Source organism: Nonomuraea diastatica, from assembly GCF_004349015.1.
GTDB classification, from domain to species: domain Bacteria; phylum Actinomycetota; class Actinomycetes; order Streptosporangiales; family Streptosporangiaceae; genus Nonomuraea; species Nonomuraea diastatica.
Map to the genome: position 1 here is coordinate 1 of NZ_SMKP01000016.1, position 16,013 is coordinate 16,013.

The following is a 16,013-nucleotide window of genomic DNA, read 5'->3' on the forward strand; positions in this document are numbered from 1 at the left end:
CCAGCCGGAGTACCGGGTCCACAACACCATCAGGGCGATCACCACACTGCCGGCGACGCTCAAGGCGTCCACGTGAGGCGACCGGCCGCGAGCCGGTCGGAGGCTGGAGGAACGGTGAAGGTATTCGTTGACCGGGCCCGCTGCGAGGGCCACGGGCTGTGCGAGGACGCGGCGCCCGCCCTGTTCGGGCTCGACGACGACGGGGCCCGCCGTACCCGGTCACACGCGGTCCGTGCAGATCGTGAGCGGCGGATCCGGATAGACCAGGTAGATCGGGCGGGCCAGGTCGTTGCGCACGGGGTAGGCGGCGTCCTCGCCGCACAGCTCCTTGTCGGCGCTCCCGTCGACCCGCTTGACGATCCGGTACGTCGCCGACGGCCCGCACGCCACCTTGGCCGCCTTGCCGGTGGGGAAGCCGACCTCCTGGTGGAAGCAGTCGCCCACCTCGGCGTTCAGCGTCAGGCACAGATGCCAGCCGCCGCGGCCCTTGACGTATCCGCTGCGCGCGTAGCCGTAGGTGGTGCTGCCACACGACCGCTGGCCGCGCTTGAGCCGCATGGCCACCCGGTACGCCGCCTCCGGCGCGCCACAGCCGACGATCCGGAAATCGGTGGTCTTCTTCCCCTCCCCGACCGCCTCCAGGCAGTCGCCCGGCTGCGCCCGCGACGGGTCGTTCTCCGCGGCGCATCCGGCGAGGACCGACGCGCCGATCAAGGCCACTGCCACGATCTTGCCCTTCACCATCGCCCCATCTTGGCAGCAGAACGGACCGGATCCTCATCTTCGGTTAAGAATGACTGTTTACCGTGCGACTGTGCTGGTTCAACAGGACGTGGAGGCGCGGCCCCGTCGCCGCCGGGTGCGGGGGGCGCGGCTCGCCATCGGGGTGGCCGTGCTGTTCGCGCTGGGAACGGCCGTGCGGGCCGCAGGACTGGAGACGGGCGTCTTCCTGGTGCCGATGGTCTCTTTCACGCCCTATTTCACGGTCGCGGCGCTGGCGATGCTGGCGTTCGCGGTCGCCGTGCGCAGCAGGGCCGCCATCGCGCTCATGCTGGCGGTGTGCACGTGCCTCATCTGGTGCGTGGCGCCGCGGACGCTGGGCGGCCTCGGCTCCGCCGAGGGTCGGCCGCTGCGGGTGCTGACCGCCAACCTCAACGGCGGCCGCGGGGACGCCGCCGTGCTCGTCGACCTGGTGCGCCGGTTGAACGTCGACGTGCTGAGCCTTCAAGAGGTGACCTGGTCGGCCCGCGCGCGGCTGGCCGCCGCCGGGCTGCCGGAGCTGCTGCCGTACCAGGTGAGCCGGCCGATGTTCCGCGGTCCCGAGGGCAGCGGCGTGTACGCGCGCCATCCGCTGCGGGAGCGGACCGGCCTGTTCCAGCCGGTCGGGCACCACATGCCGGTGGTGGAGGTGGCGCTGCCCGGCGGCTCGGCCGTGGAGGTCGTGGTCGTGCACCCGGTCGCGCCCGTGCCCTCGACGGTTCCGGAGTGGCACGCGGGCGTCGCCGCGCTGCCGCCCGCACCCACCACCGGGCCGCCGCGCATCCTGGCCGGCGACTTCAACGCGACCCTCGACCACGCCGTCTTCCGCCGGTTGCTGGCCACCGGCTACACCGACGCGGCGGCGGCCACCGGGCAGGGTCTGGTGCCCACGTGGCCGCAGGGCCGGGGGCTGCCGCCGCTGGTGGCCATCGACCACGTGCTGACCGACGGCCGGGCCGGCGCGGTCACTGTCCAGGTGCACGACCTGCCGGGCTCCGACCACCGGGCGCTCTTCGCCGACCTGCGGCTGCGACCGTGGCCGGCCGTCAGGTCCCCCGCGGGCGCTCGCCGAACTTCCAGCGCTTGAGCAGCAGATCCCTGACCGGAGGGAACTCCTCGAGGGCGCGCCCAGGAGCGAAGGCCACCACCTGGGTCAGAAGGAGGACGTCGAGCCCGATCAAGATGAGCCCGAACTCGACGGCGATACCTGCGACGAACGCGATGACCGTGGCGAAGACCAGGAGGACGAGCGCGGTGATCACGATCTGCCGCCGCGCGGCCCGGCCCTTGCAGCGGGCGCAGCGCGGCACCTGGATCGTGGCCGTCCGCCAGGTGGTTCTCCACTGCAGGTGGTTGACATCCCCGTACATGTTCCGCACCAGGACGGCCGCCGGGTCCTGGTCCCGGCCGCAGAAGAAGCAGGCGCTCAAGGAGAGGTTGTCGCCGATGATGTCAATGTTCTCCTGGACCCGGTCGCGGACGGGGTCCGTGCACGCCAGGGCGAGTGCGTGATCGAGCAGTTCCAGGGCACGCCGGTTCTCCTTCGTCGCGTTGACGAAGGCCACCACGCAGGCGAGGGCCGCGTGTGCGAGATCGTCGCCGGCGTCCCGCACCGCCCCGTGGTCGCCGGGCAGCACCTCGGTCAGCACCCTGAGCAGGGGCTTGGCATCGTCGAGGAGCCGCTCGGCGAGCTCGTCGCCGCGGCCAGGGTCCGGCTTGAGCTGCTGGTACGCGCTCTCGCACAGCGCCTTCATCCTGGACGTCTCCGGCTCCAGCGCGGCCCGCAGGGCGTCGTCGACCAGCAGGGACGCCTGCCCCGACCCGCTCATGACGCCGACGTGCCTGCGCGCGTCCCGCAGCCGCCCTTCTCTGACGGCCCTGGCCGCGAGCTGGGCGCTGATCGACAGCAGCGCCGCGGGCAGGTCGTCGCGCATCCGCCGGACCGTGCGCGCCGTCAGCCGCGGATCGTCGATCTCCTCGGCCCGGGCACGCATAAGGTCCCAGAAGGTGTCGTCGGCGATCACCTCGGCCCAGCACCCGTACGCCCGCTGCCACAACCGCAGGCAAGTGTCGTCGAGCCCGTCCGATTCGAGCGCCTTGACCAGGGAGAACACCGCGATGTTGTGCGTGGCGACGGCCCCGGCCGGCCCCGGCTCCGTGCGCTCCCACACGTGGAGCGCGTCGTCCGGCTCGCCCCGCAGCAGCGCGGCCGTGGCGGCGTCGTCACCGTCCATGGGCCACAACCAGAAAAGCTCGTCCGCGAGCCGGGCCACCGGATCTCTGAGGCGCTGCACCGCCCGCTGTGTGGCGTCCTCGTCGAACGGCCGCTCCGGCGGCAACATCCCCCGGGTCGTGCCCGTCTTGCCCAGGCGTTCCATGAGGAGCAGCCGGTCGGTGTGCCGCCGGACGTCACGCGCCGTCGCGCGCACGGGCAGCCCGGTGATCCGGAAGGCGTTCTCCCGGTAGAGGTCCGGCTTCACGTCCGCGAGCGTCATCGTGCGACTCCGGAGATGCGCAGAGTGACCGTACGGTTGCGCGCGTCGTCGCGGAACGGCGGCATGAGCCCGCCCATGGACGACACGGCGAACCTGGGTGTGGGGATGCGCGACGCGGCGCGCAGGACCTCGCGCACGTAGACGGCTCTGGCCAGCCCGAGGTCGGTGTTGCTGGCGTACTCGCCGCCCGGCAGGACCGCGTTCCTGTCGGTGTGGCCGATGACGGCGACCTCGATCTCGTCCGCGTACGGGCGCAGGCGCGCTCCCAGGTCGCCGAGCACGCCCCTCCCCCGGCGGGTCAGCCTGGCGCCCTGGCTGAACAGGGCGTCCTCGAAGACGACGGAGATCTCCCGCCGCGACCGGCTCACCTGTGCTCCCGGAACCTGGAGCCGCACGCCGGCCAGGACGTCACGCTCAGGCGACGGAGAAGGGGACGGCGACGCCGGGACCGTCCGCGTGACGACGATCGGCACAGCGGGCGGCACAGCGGGCGGCACAGCGGGCGGCACAGCGGGGGGCTGAGCCGCCCCGAGCCTGGCCGTCTCCATCCGGATGTCGACGAGCAGGACCAGCGTGCCGGCTGCGACCAGCACCGCAGCGCCGGCCAGCAGCGCCCGGCCGGTCCTGCGCCGCCGGCCGGCCGGGCGCATGGCCGCGATCCGCCGCCGCCCGGCCGCGATCTCGGTGGCGCCCGGCGCGATCTGTTCCGCCTCCGCCCAGTACCGGTCGGCCCGGTCCAGGTCGCCCTGCTGGGCGTGCACGCGGGCCAGCAGGTCCAGCACCGCCACGCTGGTGTCCCCCGAGAGGTCCTCCAGCAGTTCCACGGCCTCGGCGTAGCGTCCGTCCCGGGCCAGGGCCCTGGCCCGGGCGAGGGCCGGCTCGAGGGTGATCGACGGCGGCATGCTCACGAGCCGTTCACGACGGTGCTGCTGAGGTCGAGCGGCGGCGGCTCCGGCAGCATGCGCTCCAGCTGGCGGTTGACCTCGCGTACCGTCCTGAAGTCGCCCTGCTCGACCGCCTTTCCGCCGGTGGCGATGAGCTGCGCGGCCTCGTCCCTGTCACGCATCTCCGGCTGCAGGCTCCTGAGATGGTCAAAGCGGATCACCGGCAGCTCGTTCGTGCGGTCCAGTACGTCCCCCGCGAGCTCCCAGAGATCCCGCATACGCCTGCTCAGCAGGTCGGTGTCGTGCGCCGTGATGGCCTCCCGTGTCGCGGACTCGAGGGAGGACAACGTCCGCTCGTCGTTGGAGTCGCCCCTGGCCTGAACGATCTCCCTGACCGCCGTCATCACCTCCTTCGCCTCTGCGACCTTCTTCGGCCACGCCATCACCTCCTCCACCCCGTCGATGGCGGCCTGGAGGTCGCGCAGGCGCTTGCCGCAGGCCGCCGCGGCGTCCGGATCGGCGCGTGCCGCGTCGGCCAGCGCCTCGACGTCCGCGACCGTCGCCTCCGCGTCGATCGTGGCGAGCAGCGCCTGGGCTCGCGCGTCGCCGAGGTCGGCGGCCTGGGTGCGGGCCTCGCTCAGGCGGTGCTTCTCCGCGCGGATCCTGCCCACCAGTTCATCGTGCGCGGGGGCCGTCTCCGTACGCAGGTTGGCGACGTGCTCGAACTCCTCGTCGAGCAGGGGAATGTAGGCCCGGGCGACGACCAGCCTCGACTGGTCGATCACCACGGAGAACTCCACCTCGCTGCCCGCCGGCACGTCGCGGGTGACCTGGCCGGGATCGATCTCCAACCGGCCGATCCGCCGGTTGCGGTCGGCTCGGGGGTGCTCACCCTCCAGGATGGGGATCCTGATGAAGCCCTGGTTCTCGCTCCTGCTGAGCGTGACCGTGGTCCACAGCCGGTGGCTGCGCCGCGCCGGCAGCGGCGTGCCCCGTTTGACCAGCTCGCTGAACTCGTTGTTCTCCAGCCCGACGCCGATGGAGTTGGTCAGGAGCGGCTGGGAGTCGACGGTGCCGACGCGGTAGGTGAGCCGGTCGGGAGTGACCTTCCTGCGCGTCCCGGCGGCATCGGTGAGCTCGATGTGGAACGTGTTGGCCCGCCCGCGCTCGGCCCAGAGCGTGGTGGTGAACGTCCCGTCGGAGTCCAGCACGATCTTCCCGCTCGACCACGGCGGCTGTGCTCCGAGATTGACCAGCTGGATCGCGAACCCCTCGGTGTCCGCCCCCGACACCCGGCCGCCGATGAGCGGCTCGCTCTCCGGTCCCATCGGCTCATAGGCCAGGTCGACGGCGTACTCGCCGACGGCCGGAACGGGCAGCGGCTCCATGCTGTCCAGGCGCTGCGTCCCGGCGAAGACGGCGGCACCCGTGGCGACGGCCGTGATCGGGTCCCTGCTGTGGTCGAGCGGGATCCCGAGCCCGTCCCCGGGGTCGGCGAGCCGTTCCCTCAGGTAAGGCGACAAGGTAGGGCCGCCCACCAGCAGGACCTTCTCGATGCCGGCCGCGCCGAGCCCGCGCTCCTCCAGCGCCTTCCTGCACAGGTTCACCGACCGTACGATGAACGGCTCGGTGAGCCGCTCCACGTCCGCCCGCCTCAGGTCGTACTCGAACTCGACCAGTTCGCCGCGGTCGTCCTTGAGCTCGATGGTGATGTCCGCGAACTCCGCCCGCGAAAGCCTGATCTTGGCCTGCTCCGCGGCCTGCTTGAGCTGGGCGATGACGGCGAGCGACTGCGGGTTGCCCCTGCGGAGATCGGCGAACCGGTGCTGTCGCGCCAGCGCGGGGACGAGCAGATCCTCGACGATCTTCCAGTCGATCAGCTTGCCGCCGAGGGTGTTGTCGCCCCGATGGTTGACGACGGTGAACTCGCCGTCCCTGATGTTGACCACGGCCGCGTCGAAGGTGCCGCCGCCCAGGTCGTACACCAGCCAGAAGGCGTTGTCCGCGGTCGATTGGAACCCGTAGGCGAGCGCGGCGGCGGTCGGTTCCTGCAGCAGCGGGGCGTGCGCCAGGCCGGCGAGCCTCGCGGCCTGCCCGGTCGCCTCGCAGGCGCTGAGCTCGAACGCCGCGGGAACCGTGATGACCGCCGCCCGCAGGTCCTCGCCATACCGCTGCGCGACGTCGCCCTTCAGCGACTTCAGCACCTCGGCCGACAGCTGCTCGGGCGTCATCGACCGGTTGCCGTTGGCGAAGACCTTGAGCTGGTCGGTCATGCCCATCTTGCCCTTGAACTCGATGCAGGTGTTCGCGGGGTCGATCTCGTTCTTCTTCTTGGCCCTGTCACCCACGTAGAGCCGGTCCCTGCGGTCGATCCAGACCGCGGAGGGGGTGCTCTCCGACTGGTCGTCATTGTTCTTGATCACCTCGACGTCGACGCCGTTCAGCACGGCGATCGAGCTGTTCGTGGTGCCGAGGTCGATGCCGTAGTCGATCGTGGTCCTGGTCACGGAGCGGCTTCCTTCGCGACGGGGTCGGGGGTGCCCACAATCACCTCTCCTCGCTGGATCATCTGGTCGTTCAGGTAGATGCTGGGCCGGATCGTTTCGACCACGCGGTCACGGTCGAGCTCCGGCGTGGGCTGGTAGGACAGCACCTTGATCGAAAGCCCCGGGTCGAAGGGGTCGTTCATGTGGTCCTGGATCTTGACGCCGGCCTGGACGAGCGTGTCCCACGCCATCTCCAGATGGCGGGTCGCGGATCGGGTCACCCCGGGCACGCGCCGTACCCGCCGGTCCAGCCGCCAGATGCTCGTCACCACATCGGCTACGGAGGACCCGGGAAGGGCGTCGTGCGGGACCTGCTCGGACCCGCTCCGCGAGGAGTCGTCCTGCGCGGGCTCGGCTCGTGCGGTCTCGTCGGCCGTTCGTACGGCCTCGTCGGCTGCGAGCCGCTCGAACGCCGCAAGGGCGTCCGCCGGCCACGCGGCGGCGTGGATCCTGAACTCCCGAGGGTGCCGCAGTTGCCGCACATGCGCTCTGATGGAGCTCAGCAACGCCACGTCAGCCCTCCTTCTCCGGTCGCGAAGTCTGGCGATGCAGGTTAGTGGTGTGGCCCCGGGACCGGTCCCGGGGCCACAGTGCTATACGGGGAGCTCCGTGTACGTCGGGCAGCGGGCGCCCTCGCGGGGGGCGAGGCCGGGCTCTGGCGGGCCGCCGGCCGTGCGATCAGCCGGCGACCGTACTGCCGCACTGGCCGTTCGAGGAATCGGTGGGTCATCAGGCTGACCGACAGGAGCACACCGGGCATGCTTTGCACGGTTTTAGACATGCATATGTCCCCTTTGCAGAGCACCGGGCAAGTGAGCCAGAGGGCTGCGACAAGCCACCCAAGGGGAGGACATGTCCGATAACCTGCCGGAATCGGCTGCACGCCTTCCGGCACCGCCCGAGGCGAACTCGTCAGGCGGCGCCGCGGACCCGGACGTGTACCTCGACGTACCGATCGTCAAGGTCGACGAGATCAAGCTCGAGGTCGAGAATCTGCGGGCACGCGTGTCGCTGGACGCGGACGTGCCCGACCTGCTGCACCTGCACGTCGGGGCGGATGTCGCCCTGGATGGGGTGAACCTCGAGATTCTGGGGGTCGAGGCGCAGGCGCTGCTCAAGGTCCGGCTCGACAACGTCGCCCTGATCATCCGGGACGTCCTGGAAACGATCGACGACAATCCCCAGCTCATCGAGAACATCACCCGGGGGGTGGGGGCGGCCGTCCGCGACGTCGGCACGGGCGCGGGCCGGGCGGTGCGCGACGTCGGCACGGGCGCGGGCCGGGCGGTGCGCGACGTCGGTACGGGCGCGGGAGAGGCCGTAGGAGACGTCGGAGCAGGCGCGGGCCGCGCGGTCGGCGACGTGGGCGCCGGTGCCGGACAGGCGGTCGGCGACGTCGGAGCAGGCGCCGGACAAACCGTCGGCGACGTCGGCGAAAGCACGGGCGCCACGCTGCGAGGCACGGCGGAGCAGGCGGCGGGCACCGCCGGTGGCGCGGCGCGAGAAGTCCCGGCCCCCGCTCAACAGGCCGCGGAAAGCGCGGGAGGCACCATCCCCGCGAACGCAGAACCCGCGGAGCCCCTGAGGGCGGACGAGCAGCCCAGCGAGGACGAACCGCCACGCACACCGCAGGACGAAGAGCTGGAGGGCGAGGAGCGGGAGGGCGGCACCGCACGAGACGAGCAAGGCCGCGCCGCACGAGGCGAGGAGGAGGCGGAGCCGCAGGAGAGCAAGGCGGGTCGAGCCGGAAAGCCATCCGGCGACGAGCCGCGGAAACCGGCGCCGGCCACGCTCGGCCCCGCCCTGCGCGCGCTGGGGAGAGCCGCACGGCGCGCAGGCGTACGCCGGCTACGGAACCTGGCTCAGGGCCACGGCCACAAGAGTTGACGGGACGGCAGCAGGACCGAAGGAGGCGCGACGGACGTGAGTGACAAACGCCCCGGCAAGCGGCCCGGGGAATCGCGCGACGGGCGACCCGGCGAGCCACCGCACGAGCAACCCGACAGGCGCCCCGACGCGAGGCTTGTCGCTGCTGCGGACATCGTCTTCTCCGCGACGGTCCGCGCCGACAGCGTGGCATTCGAGGAGGCGCCTTCGGTGGCGGTCACGTTCTCCGGTGAGCCGGCCCACGAGTCAGGGTCCGGCAGCCGGCGTACCGGCCTGCCCGAACACGTCTCCGAGGGCGAGACCTACCGCGCGGTCCGCGTCGGCTACGTGATAGCGGCCAAGGTCGTGGCCGACGAGACGCCGGGGGCGGACGAGGACCCGTGACCCGGCTCACTCTCCGGGCCGCTGCGCGAGGAACACGAACTGCCGCCCGGGCCGGTCCGGAGCCCCGCGAACCTCCTTCAGCGTGTACCCGTGCTCGGCCAGATCCGCTTCGACCTCGTCCCGCTCGCGGAAACGCAGCGTCGAGTCCGACGTCAGCACCGCGCCGTCCGCCGCGAACACCCACGTCCCCCGGAACGTCACCAGCGGCCCGCTGACGTCGATCAGGTCGCCCCAGGTCTCGACGACGCCGACGCCCTCGATGTCGACCGCCTGGTACGTCTCCGCACGATCCCACTCCAGCCACGCGCGCCTGGCCGGATCGCGGGTCTCGAACACGAGGTGCCCGCCAGGCCGCAGTGCGTCACGGACGCCCCGCAGCGTTCCCGACCAATCCCGCGGCGCGACGATCGCCTGGGCGACGTTCCCCGTCATGGTCGCCAGGTCGACCCGCAGCGGAGGCAGGCCCGTCGCGTCACCGTGGATCCAGCGCACCCGGCCGGCGCCCGGTTTGGCCCGGGCGACGTCGAGCGAGCCCCCGGCGGGATCGACGCCGGTCACTTCGATGCCGCGTTCGGCCAGCATCAACGCGAACGTCCCCGTGCCGCATCCGACGTCCAGCACGCTCCGCGCGCCGAGCTCGCCGGCAATGGCGGCGTACACGTCGAGGTCGCCGCGGTCGGGGTCGAGATCGTCGTAGACGGCGGCCAGGCGCGGATGTTCGAAGATGTCGTCAGGCATGCGGCACACGATAGGCCGCGGGTAACGCCGGGAAACCGGAGGGCGCGTCGGATCGGCGTCCAGTGGGGAGGGCTCGCAGCGCCGGTGAAGCCGAGGAATGGGAACACCCGCGCACCACCCGAATACGGGCTCCCGTGGCGATGAGTTCCCGGCCGTGGCGCGGTCTTCATGGACGAGGTCCACGCCACGGGGAGGAAGATCATGCAGGGAACCGTCCGATCCGCCGACGGAACGAGCATCGCCTTCGAACAGTCGGGAAACGGCCCGGCGCTGGTCATGGTGGATCCGGCGGGCGGCTATTCCGGATTCGGCGCCATCCGCGGGCTCGGAGCCGTGCTGGCCGCGCGCTTCACCGTCTGCACCTACGACCGCCGGGGCCGGGGCGGGAGCGGCGACACCCCGCCGTACACGGTCGAGCGTGAGGTCGAGGACCTGTCTGCGGTGATCGCCGCAGCAGGCGGAGCGGCCTTCGTGTACGGCCTGTCGTCGGGAGGGCTGCTCGCCCTGCGGGCGGCGGCACGGGGGCTCGCCATCACCCGGCTCGCGCTCTTCGAACCCCCGGTGCGGGCCGAGGGCGAGCCACCGGACACCGCGTTCACCGCGGAGCTGGCCGATCTGGTGTCCTCCGGCCACCGCGCGGCCGCGGTCGACCGGCTCCTGACGTCCATCGGCGTGCCGCCCGAGCTGCGCGCCGAGCCGTCGCCGGCGCTCGAAGCCGTCGCCCACACCCTCGTCTACGACTGTGAGATCTCCGACGCGACCACGTTCCAGCTGATCAGGTCGGTACGGACGCCCACCCTGGTGCTCGCCTCCAAGAACAGCACCGGCGATCTCACCGACGGGGCGGCGGCCGTGGCGGCGGCGCTGCCCGGCGGAGTGCTGCGCGAGCTGCCCGGCTCCTGGCACACCGCGCGCGACGAGGACATCGCCGCGGCGGTGACCGCGTTCTTCCTGTCCTGAGCTCCGAGAGGACCGGCTCGGCGGCGGGTCCGCAGACGCCGGACGCGCGACGGTCAGGGAGGCGCGGTGCGCGTACGGGCTATGAGGAGCGCGATGTCGTCCTCGGAGGGCATGTCGTCCACCATCGTGCCGATCACCCGGGCGCACAGGTCATCCAGCGGGAGGGCGGGTGCGGCCAGGGTGGCGCCGAGGCGCCGCAGGCCCGCGTCGATGTCGGCCCCGCGCCGCTCGACCAGGCCGTCGGTGTAGAGCGCGATCAGGCTGCCCTCGGTGAGCTCGACCTCGACGCGTTCGTAGGAGCCCAGCCCCAGGCCGACCGGTGGGCCGCTGGGCAGGCGGGCGAAGCGCACCTCCCCGGACGGGTGCACGATCGCGGGCGGCGGGTGCCCGGCCCCGGCCATGGCGCAACGCCGGGTGACCGGGTCGTAGACCGCGTACACGCAGGTGGCTCCCGTGGTGTCGAGGGGCGCGTCGCCCGTGCCCGCGTCCTCCTCCGCCAGGCGCACGACCATGTTGTCGAGGAACGCGAGCACCTCGTCGGGCGGCAGCCCCTGGTAGGAGAGCGTGCGCACGGCCGTACGCAGCCGTCCCATCGTCGCCGCGGCGTTGATGCCGTGCCCGGTCACGTCGCCGACCACCAGGGCGACCCGGCCGTCGCCCAGCGGGATCACGTCGTACCAGTCTCCTCCGACGGTGCCGATGACGTCGGAGGGCAGGTAGCGCCAGGCCAGGTCGACGGCGCCCCCGCCCGAGAGGTTGCGCGGCAGGAGGTCGCGTTGCAGGGCCAGGGCGGCGGTGCGCTCGCGGGTGTACTGGCGGGCGTTGTCCAGGCTGAGCGCGGCGCGGGCGACCAGCATCTCCGCGAGGTTCAGGTCGTCCTTGGTGAACGGCGCGGAGTTCTCGGTGCGCACGAACACGGCGACGCCCATGATGTCCCCCCTGGCCTGGAGCGGGACAATAATCAGGCTGTGCATCCCCGTCTCGTGGATGACCTCCGCCCGGTCGGGGTCGAGGTCGAGCCAGGTGGAGGGCGAGGTGTCCATCACGGGCTCGAAATGGGACCGGCCCGAGTACAGGACCGCGGTGAAGGGGGACGACGGAGGGACGAAGACCACCTCGCCCCGCCGCCAGAGGGACTCGGGGAACTCCCGGTGGATCGAGGCCGCGCCCGCGCGGTGGAACACGGGGACGCTCACCTCGGTGGCGTCCATCCGGCGCAGGGGCTCGTCGTCGGGCAGGACGTGTTCGGACACGTCGACGGTGACGTAGTCGGCGAGGCGCGGCACGGCCAGCTCCGCGAGCTCCTGCGCGGTCTTCATGACGTCGAGCGTGCTGCCGATCCTGATGCTGGCCTCTCCGAGCATGACCAGCTGGTCGCGTGCCCGGCTGCGGCTCGTGTCCAGGGTCATCGCGCACACGCCCAGCGGCCGCCCGTCCGCGCCGTCGAGGCGGTAGAGCGAGGTCGACAGGGTCTGCTCGGTGGACTCGTCCTCGGACGCCCAGCGGCACTCGCGGTCGAGCACCGGCGTGCCGTCGTCGAGCACCCGCCGCATCGCTTCCGCTATGGACTCCGCGTCGAAGCCCGGTGTGCCCGCCTCGAGCCGGCTGCCGAGCCGGTAGTGGGGCAGCACGTCGCCCAGGCGCCGGGCCGTCTCGTTGAGCCAGACGCACCGCAAATCGGTGTCCCAGACGCCGATGGCCACGGGCGCGCGGCTGAGGATCGGCTCCATCACCGGCGGGCCGTCCGCCGCCAGCGTCAGGAGCCGGCTCTCGTGCTGCTCCGCGGTGTGCAGGCGGACACCACGGACGTGGAGGAGGAGCGGGCCGTCGTCGCGATGGCGGGCCGTGACGAGACCGGACCAGTCGTCGCCCCGCGCGCTCCGGTCTCCCGGCTCCAGGAAGACCGCGCTCGAACGGTGCAGGACCTCGTCGGCGTGGTATCCGAGCAGCTTCTCCGCGGCTTCCGTCCAGCCAGTCACGATGCCCTCGGCGTCGGTCATCACGACCGCCGTGGCTCCCGACTCGTCCCAGGATACGGGATTCATCATCCTGATTATAGCGATGAGCTGCGGTGATACCGGTCGTGAGCACCCGCGGGGAGAGCCCGTCACGCCTGGCGGCGCAGCCCGTCGACGAGGTCGGACAGCCTGAACGTGGCCGCGGTCAGCGCGGCGGCTCCTGGCGTGCTGACGTAGGGGACGGTCATGAACTCCGCGGTGAGCGCGCCGGGCGTGACCACGACCATGAGATAGCCCCTGCGCCGCAGGTGGAACTTCAGGTGCGGGTTGGCGGCCAGCAGCGGGTCCGTGGCCGGATCGTCGTCGTGGCCGTCTCCGCCGCTGGCGATGGAGGTGACCGCGAGCTCGGCCCCGACGGGACGCGCGCCGGGATCGTCGTAGTCGAGGACGAGGTCGCCCGCCCAGTGCGCGTGCACGTCGCCGGTGAGCACGACGACGTTGCGCACGCCGGCCTTGACCCAGCCCTCGGTGATCCGCTGCCGGCTGCCGGTGTAGCCGTCCCAGGCGTCCTGCCTGACCAGCCGGCCTTCGCCGGGGTCGCGGTCGCGCCGGCCGAAGAAGACCTGCTGCCCGACGAGCTCCCACCGGGCCTGGGAGCGCCGGAACCCCCTGAGCAGCCAGTTCTCCTGGTCCAGGCCGATCATCGTCCGGGCGGGGTCGGCCGGGGCCGGGCACGAGCTGTAGCCGGCGCCGCACAGGTGCGGGTCGCGATACTGGCGGGTGTCCAGCATGTGCAGCGTGGCGAGCCTGCCCCAGCGCAGCCGCCGGTAGAGCTGGACGGCGGTGCTGCCGGGGCGGGCGGGCGACCGCAGGGGCATGTGCTCGTAGTAGGCGCGGAAGGCCGCCTCGCGGCGCTGGGCCGGGATCAGGTTGGTCCAGTTGTTGACCACCTCGTGGTCGTCCAGGATGGCCGCCCACGGGGCGGCGGCGTGGGCCTCCCGCAGGTCGTGGTCGGTCTTGTAGAGCGCGTGCCGGCGGCGGTACTGGGCCAGGGTGACGGCCTCCGGCCCCTCGTGCGCGCGGACGTTGCCGCCGGGCAGGGCCACGTGGTCGCTGCCCTGCTCGTAGATGTAGTCGCCGAGGTGCAGGATCAGGTCTGGGCGCTCGCGCGCCATCCTGGCGTACGCGGTGAAGTGCCCGTGCTGGTAGTTGGCGCACGAGCAGACGGCCACGCGCAGCGACCTGGGCATCGAGCCGGGCACGGGAGCGGTCAGCGCCCGCCCGGCCGGCGAGACGTAGGGGCCGGCCTTGAACCGGTACCAGTATTCCCGTCCCGGCCGCAGGCCGGTGACCTCGACGTGCACGCTGTGCGCCCATGCCCGGGACGCCACCTGCACGCCGTGGCGCACCACGTTCCTGCCCGCCGGGTCGCTCGTGACCTGCCAGTGCACGGGCACGGGCGCCGCGGGCATGCCGCCGAACCCGTCCTCGGCCAGCGGCTGCGGGGCCAGGCGGGTCCATGCCACGAACCCGCCAGGCTCGGGGTCGCCGCAGGCCACCCCCAAGGTGAACGGCTCGCCGAAAGCGGCGGACGGTACCAGGGACGGCAGGCCCGACGCCAGCCCCATCGCGAGAAACGACCTCCGGTTCAGCACAGGAAGAATGATCGCCACAAGCGGGCGTCACCGGTGCGGGGACACGCCAGCCGCCGCCGCCCGCATGACACCCGTCACGGCCATGCTCGGTCACCCGGCAAGATAGGACGATGACCGACATCAGGGAGGAAGGCCGCCGCCGCCGGACGTTCGCTGTCATCAGCCATCCGGACGCGGGCAAGTCCACGATGACCGAGGCGCTGGCGCTGCACGCCTCCGCCATCAGCGCAGCGGGGGCGGTGCACGGCAAGGCCGGCCGGCGCGGCGTCACCTCCGACTGGATGGAGCTGGAACGTTCTCGCGGCATCTCGATCACCTCCGCGGCGCTCCGCTTCGACTACCGCGATCACGTCTTCAACCTGGTGGACACCCCGGGCCACGCCGACTTCTCCGAGGACACCTACCGGGTGCTGGCCGCCGTCGACTGCGCGGTGATGCTGATCGACGCGGCCAAGGGCATGGAGCCGCAGACCATGAAGTTGTTCCAGGTGTGCCGCCATCGCCGCATCCCGGTCATCACCTTCGTCAACAAGTGGGACCGTCCCGGCCGCGAAGCCCTGGAGCTGCTCGACGAGATCGAGGAGCGCACCGGCCTGCGGCCCACCCCCGTCACCTGGCCCCTAGGCGCCGCCGGCCACTTCCACGGCGTGATCGACCGGGCCACCGGGCGCGCCGTCCGCTACACTCGCACCCCCGGCGGGGCCACCAGGGCCCAGGAGGACGAGCTGACCGCCGAGTCCGCCCGCGTCGAGCTGGGACACGACTGGGAGCGGGCGGGCGAGGAGGTCTCGCTGCTGTCCGCCATCGGCGCCGACCACGACCAGAAGTCCTTCGAGGCCCACGAGTCGACCCCGGTGCTGTTCGGCGCGGCCCTGCCCAACTTCGGGGTGGCCCGGCTGCTGGACACCATGGTCGAGCTGGCTCCCCCGCCCGCCGACCGGCCCGACGTCGCCGGTGCCGTGCGCCCGCTGGACGCGCCGTTCTCCGGGCTGGTGTTCAAGGTGCAGGCCAACATGGATCCGGCGCACCGTGACCGGATCGCATTCGTACGGGTGTGCTCGGGCCGGTTCGAGCGGGGCATGGTGCTCACCCACGCCGCCACCGGGCGGCCGTTCGCCACCAAATATGCGCAGAGCGTGTTCGGCCAGGAGCGCACCACGCTGGACGAGGCGTACCCAGGCGACGTGGTCGGCCTGGTCAACGCCACCGCGCTGCGTCCCGGCGACACCCTCTACGACGGGTCCGCGGTGACCTTCCCGCCGATCCCCAGCTTCGCGCCCGAGCACTTCGCGGTCGCCCGCGCCCGCGACTCCAGCAAGGCCAAACAATTTCGGCGCGGCATCGACCAGCTCGACGCCGAGGGCGTCATCCAGGTGCTCCGCTCCGACCTGCGCGGCGACCAGGCGCCGGTGCTGGCGGCGGTCGGGCCGATGCAGTTCGAGGTGGTGCAGCACCGCCTGTCCGCGGAGTTCGGCGCGCGGATCAGCCTCGACCGGCTCGACTACACCCTGGCCCGCCGCACCGACGCCGCCTCCGTGCCGCTGCTGGCCGGGCGGCGCGGCGCCGAGGTGCTGGAGCGCGGCCGCGACCAGGCGCTGCTGGCGCTGTTCACCGACCAGTGGCGGATGCGCTCCATCATGCGCGAGAACCCGGGAATCGTCCTGGAGCCGCTGATCGCCGACACCAGCCAGGAGCCGCGGTGATTCCTCGCCGTCTGGTGCCACGCCCGGCGGAATGATATGAACCC

At 72.2% G+C, this 16,013-nt stretch carries 13 protein-coding genes and 1 pseudogene; 6 read left to right on the forward strand and 8 right to left on the reverse strand.

The features are described 5' to 3' along the window. Positions 1-114: 114 nt before the first annotated feature. Positions 115-198 (forward strand): annotated as a pseudogene (locus tag E1294_RS54380) (ferredoxin); the annotation flags it as partial. Between the two features lie 21 nt (positions 199-219). On the opposite strand, the gene E1294_RS07905 reads toward E1294_RS54380, so the two are convergent. Next, entirely contained in the window at positions 220-744 is a 525-nt protein-coding gene (locus tag E1294_RS07905) for an LppU/SCO3897 family protein (protein ID WP_132506290.1), read from the reverse strand. A 70-nt stretch (positions 745-814) separates the two neighbouring features. Between E1294_RS07905 and E1294_RS07910 the strand changes: the two genes are divergently transcribed. After that, on the forward strand, positions 815-1,846 hold the full coding sequence (locus tag E1294_RS07910; RefSeq protein ID WP_220447618.1) for an endonuclease/exonuclease/phosphatase family protein: 1,032 nt from the start codon (positions 815-817) through the stop codon (positions 1,844-1,846). On the opposite strand, the gene E1294_RS07915 is transcribed toward E1294_RS07910, so the two are convergent. From E1294_RS07915 to E1294_RS07930, 4 genes are read right to left on the reverse strand one after another with little or no spacing between them, the layout of a single operon-like run. Further along, complete coding sequence (locus E1294_RS07915; protein ID WP_132506294.1) at positions 1,806-3,254, reverse strand: hypothetical protein; 1,449 nt, start codon at positions 3,252-3,254, stop codon at positions 1,806-1,808. The two genes, E1294_RS07910 and E1294_RS07915, sit on opposite strands and share 41 nt — an antisense overlap. Further along, positions 3,251-4,162 carry an OmpA family protein gene (locus E1294_RS07920; RefSeq protein ID WP_132506296.1) on the reverse strand — a complete coding sequence of 304 codons (912 nt, stop codon included), beginning with the start codon at positions 4,160-4,162 and terminating at the stop codon, positions 3,251-3,253. Before E1294_RS07920 ends, E1294_RS07915 begins: the two co-directional genes overlap by 4 nt. Continuing rightward, a complete protein-coding gene (locus E1294_RS07925) occupies positions 4,159-6,645 on the reverse strand; it encodes an Hsp70 family protein (RefSeq protein ID WP_132506298.1) in 2,487 nt (828 codons plus the stop codon). Before E1294_RS07925 ends, E1294_RS07920 begins: the two co-directional genes overlap by 4 nt. Next, positions 6,642-7,196: a nucleotide exchange factor GrpE gene (locus tag E1294_RS07930; RefSeq protein ID WP_132506300.1), complete on the reverse strand. Its 555-nt coding sequence runs from the start codon at positions 7,194-7,196 to the stop codon at positions 6,642-6,644. Before E1294_RS07930 ends, E1294_RS07925 begins: the two co-directional genes overlap by 4 nt. Before the next feature lie 340 nt (positions 7,197-7,536). On the opposite strand from E1294_RS07930, the gene E1294_RS07935 reads away from it, so the two are divergent. Beyond that, entirely contained in the window at positions 7,537-8,571 is a 1,035-nt protein-coding gene (locus E1294_RS07935; protein ID WP_132506302.1) for a hypothetical protein, read from the forward strand. A gap of 36 nt (positions 8,572-8,607) precedes the next feature. After that, on the forward strand, positions 8,608-8,955 hold the full coding sequence (locus E1294_RS07940; protein ID WP_132506304.1) for a hypothetical protein: 348 nt from the start codon (positions 8,608-8,610) through the stop codon (positions 8,953-8,955). A gap of 6 nt (positions 8,956-8,961) precedes the next feature. Here the strand turns inward: E1294_RS07940 and E1294_RS07945 are convergent, their stop codons facing one another. Next, positions 8,962-9,693, reverse strand: a complete 732-nt coding sequence (locus E1294_RS07945; protein ID WP_132506306.1) for a class I SAM-dependent methyltransferase — start codon at positions 9,691-9,693, stop codon at positions 8,962-8,964. Between the two features lie 201 nt (positions 9,694-9,894). Here E1294_RS07945 and E1294_RS07950 point away from each other — a divergent pair, with 201 nt between their 5' ends. Further along, a complete protein-coding gene (locus tag E1294_RS07950; protein WP_132506308.1) occupies positions 9,895-10,653 on the forward strand; it encodes an alpha/beta fold hydrolase in 759 nt (252 codons plus the stop codon). 53 nt (positions 10,654-10,706) lie between these two features. Here the strand turns inward: E1294_RS07950 and E1294_RS07955 are convergent, their stop codons facing one another. Continuing rightward, complete coding sequence (locus E1294_RS07955) at positions 10,707-12,698, reverse strand: SpoIIE family protein phosphatase (RefSeq protein WP_165977154.1); 1,992 nt, start codon at positions 12,696-12,698, stop codon at positions 10,707-10,709. Between the two features lie 62 nt (positions 12,699-12,760). After that, positions 12,761-14,266 (reverse strand): alkaline phosphatase D family protein, encoded by a 1,506-nt coding sequence (locus E1294_RS07960; RefSeq protein ID WP_246082875.1) that lies wholly within the window; start codon positions 14,264-14,266, stop codon positions 12,761-12,763. A gap of 110 nt (positions 14,267-14,376) precedes the next feature. Between E1294_RS07960 and E1294_RS07965 the strand changes: the two genes are divergently transcribed. Then, positions 14,377-15,969, forward strand: a complete 1,593-nt coding sequence (locus E1294_RS07965) for a peptide chain release factor 3 (protein ID WP_132506312.1) — start codon at positions 14,377-14,379, stop codon at positions 15,967-15,969. Positions 15,970-16,013 lie beyond the last annotated feature (44 nt).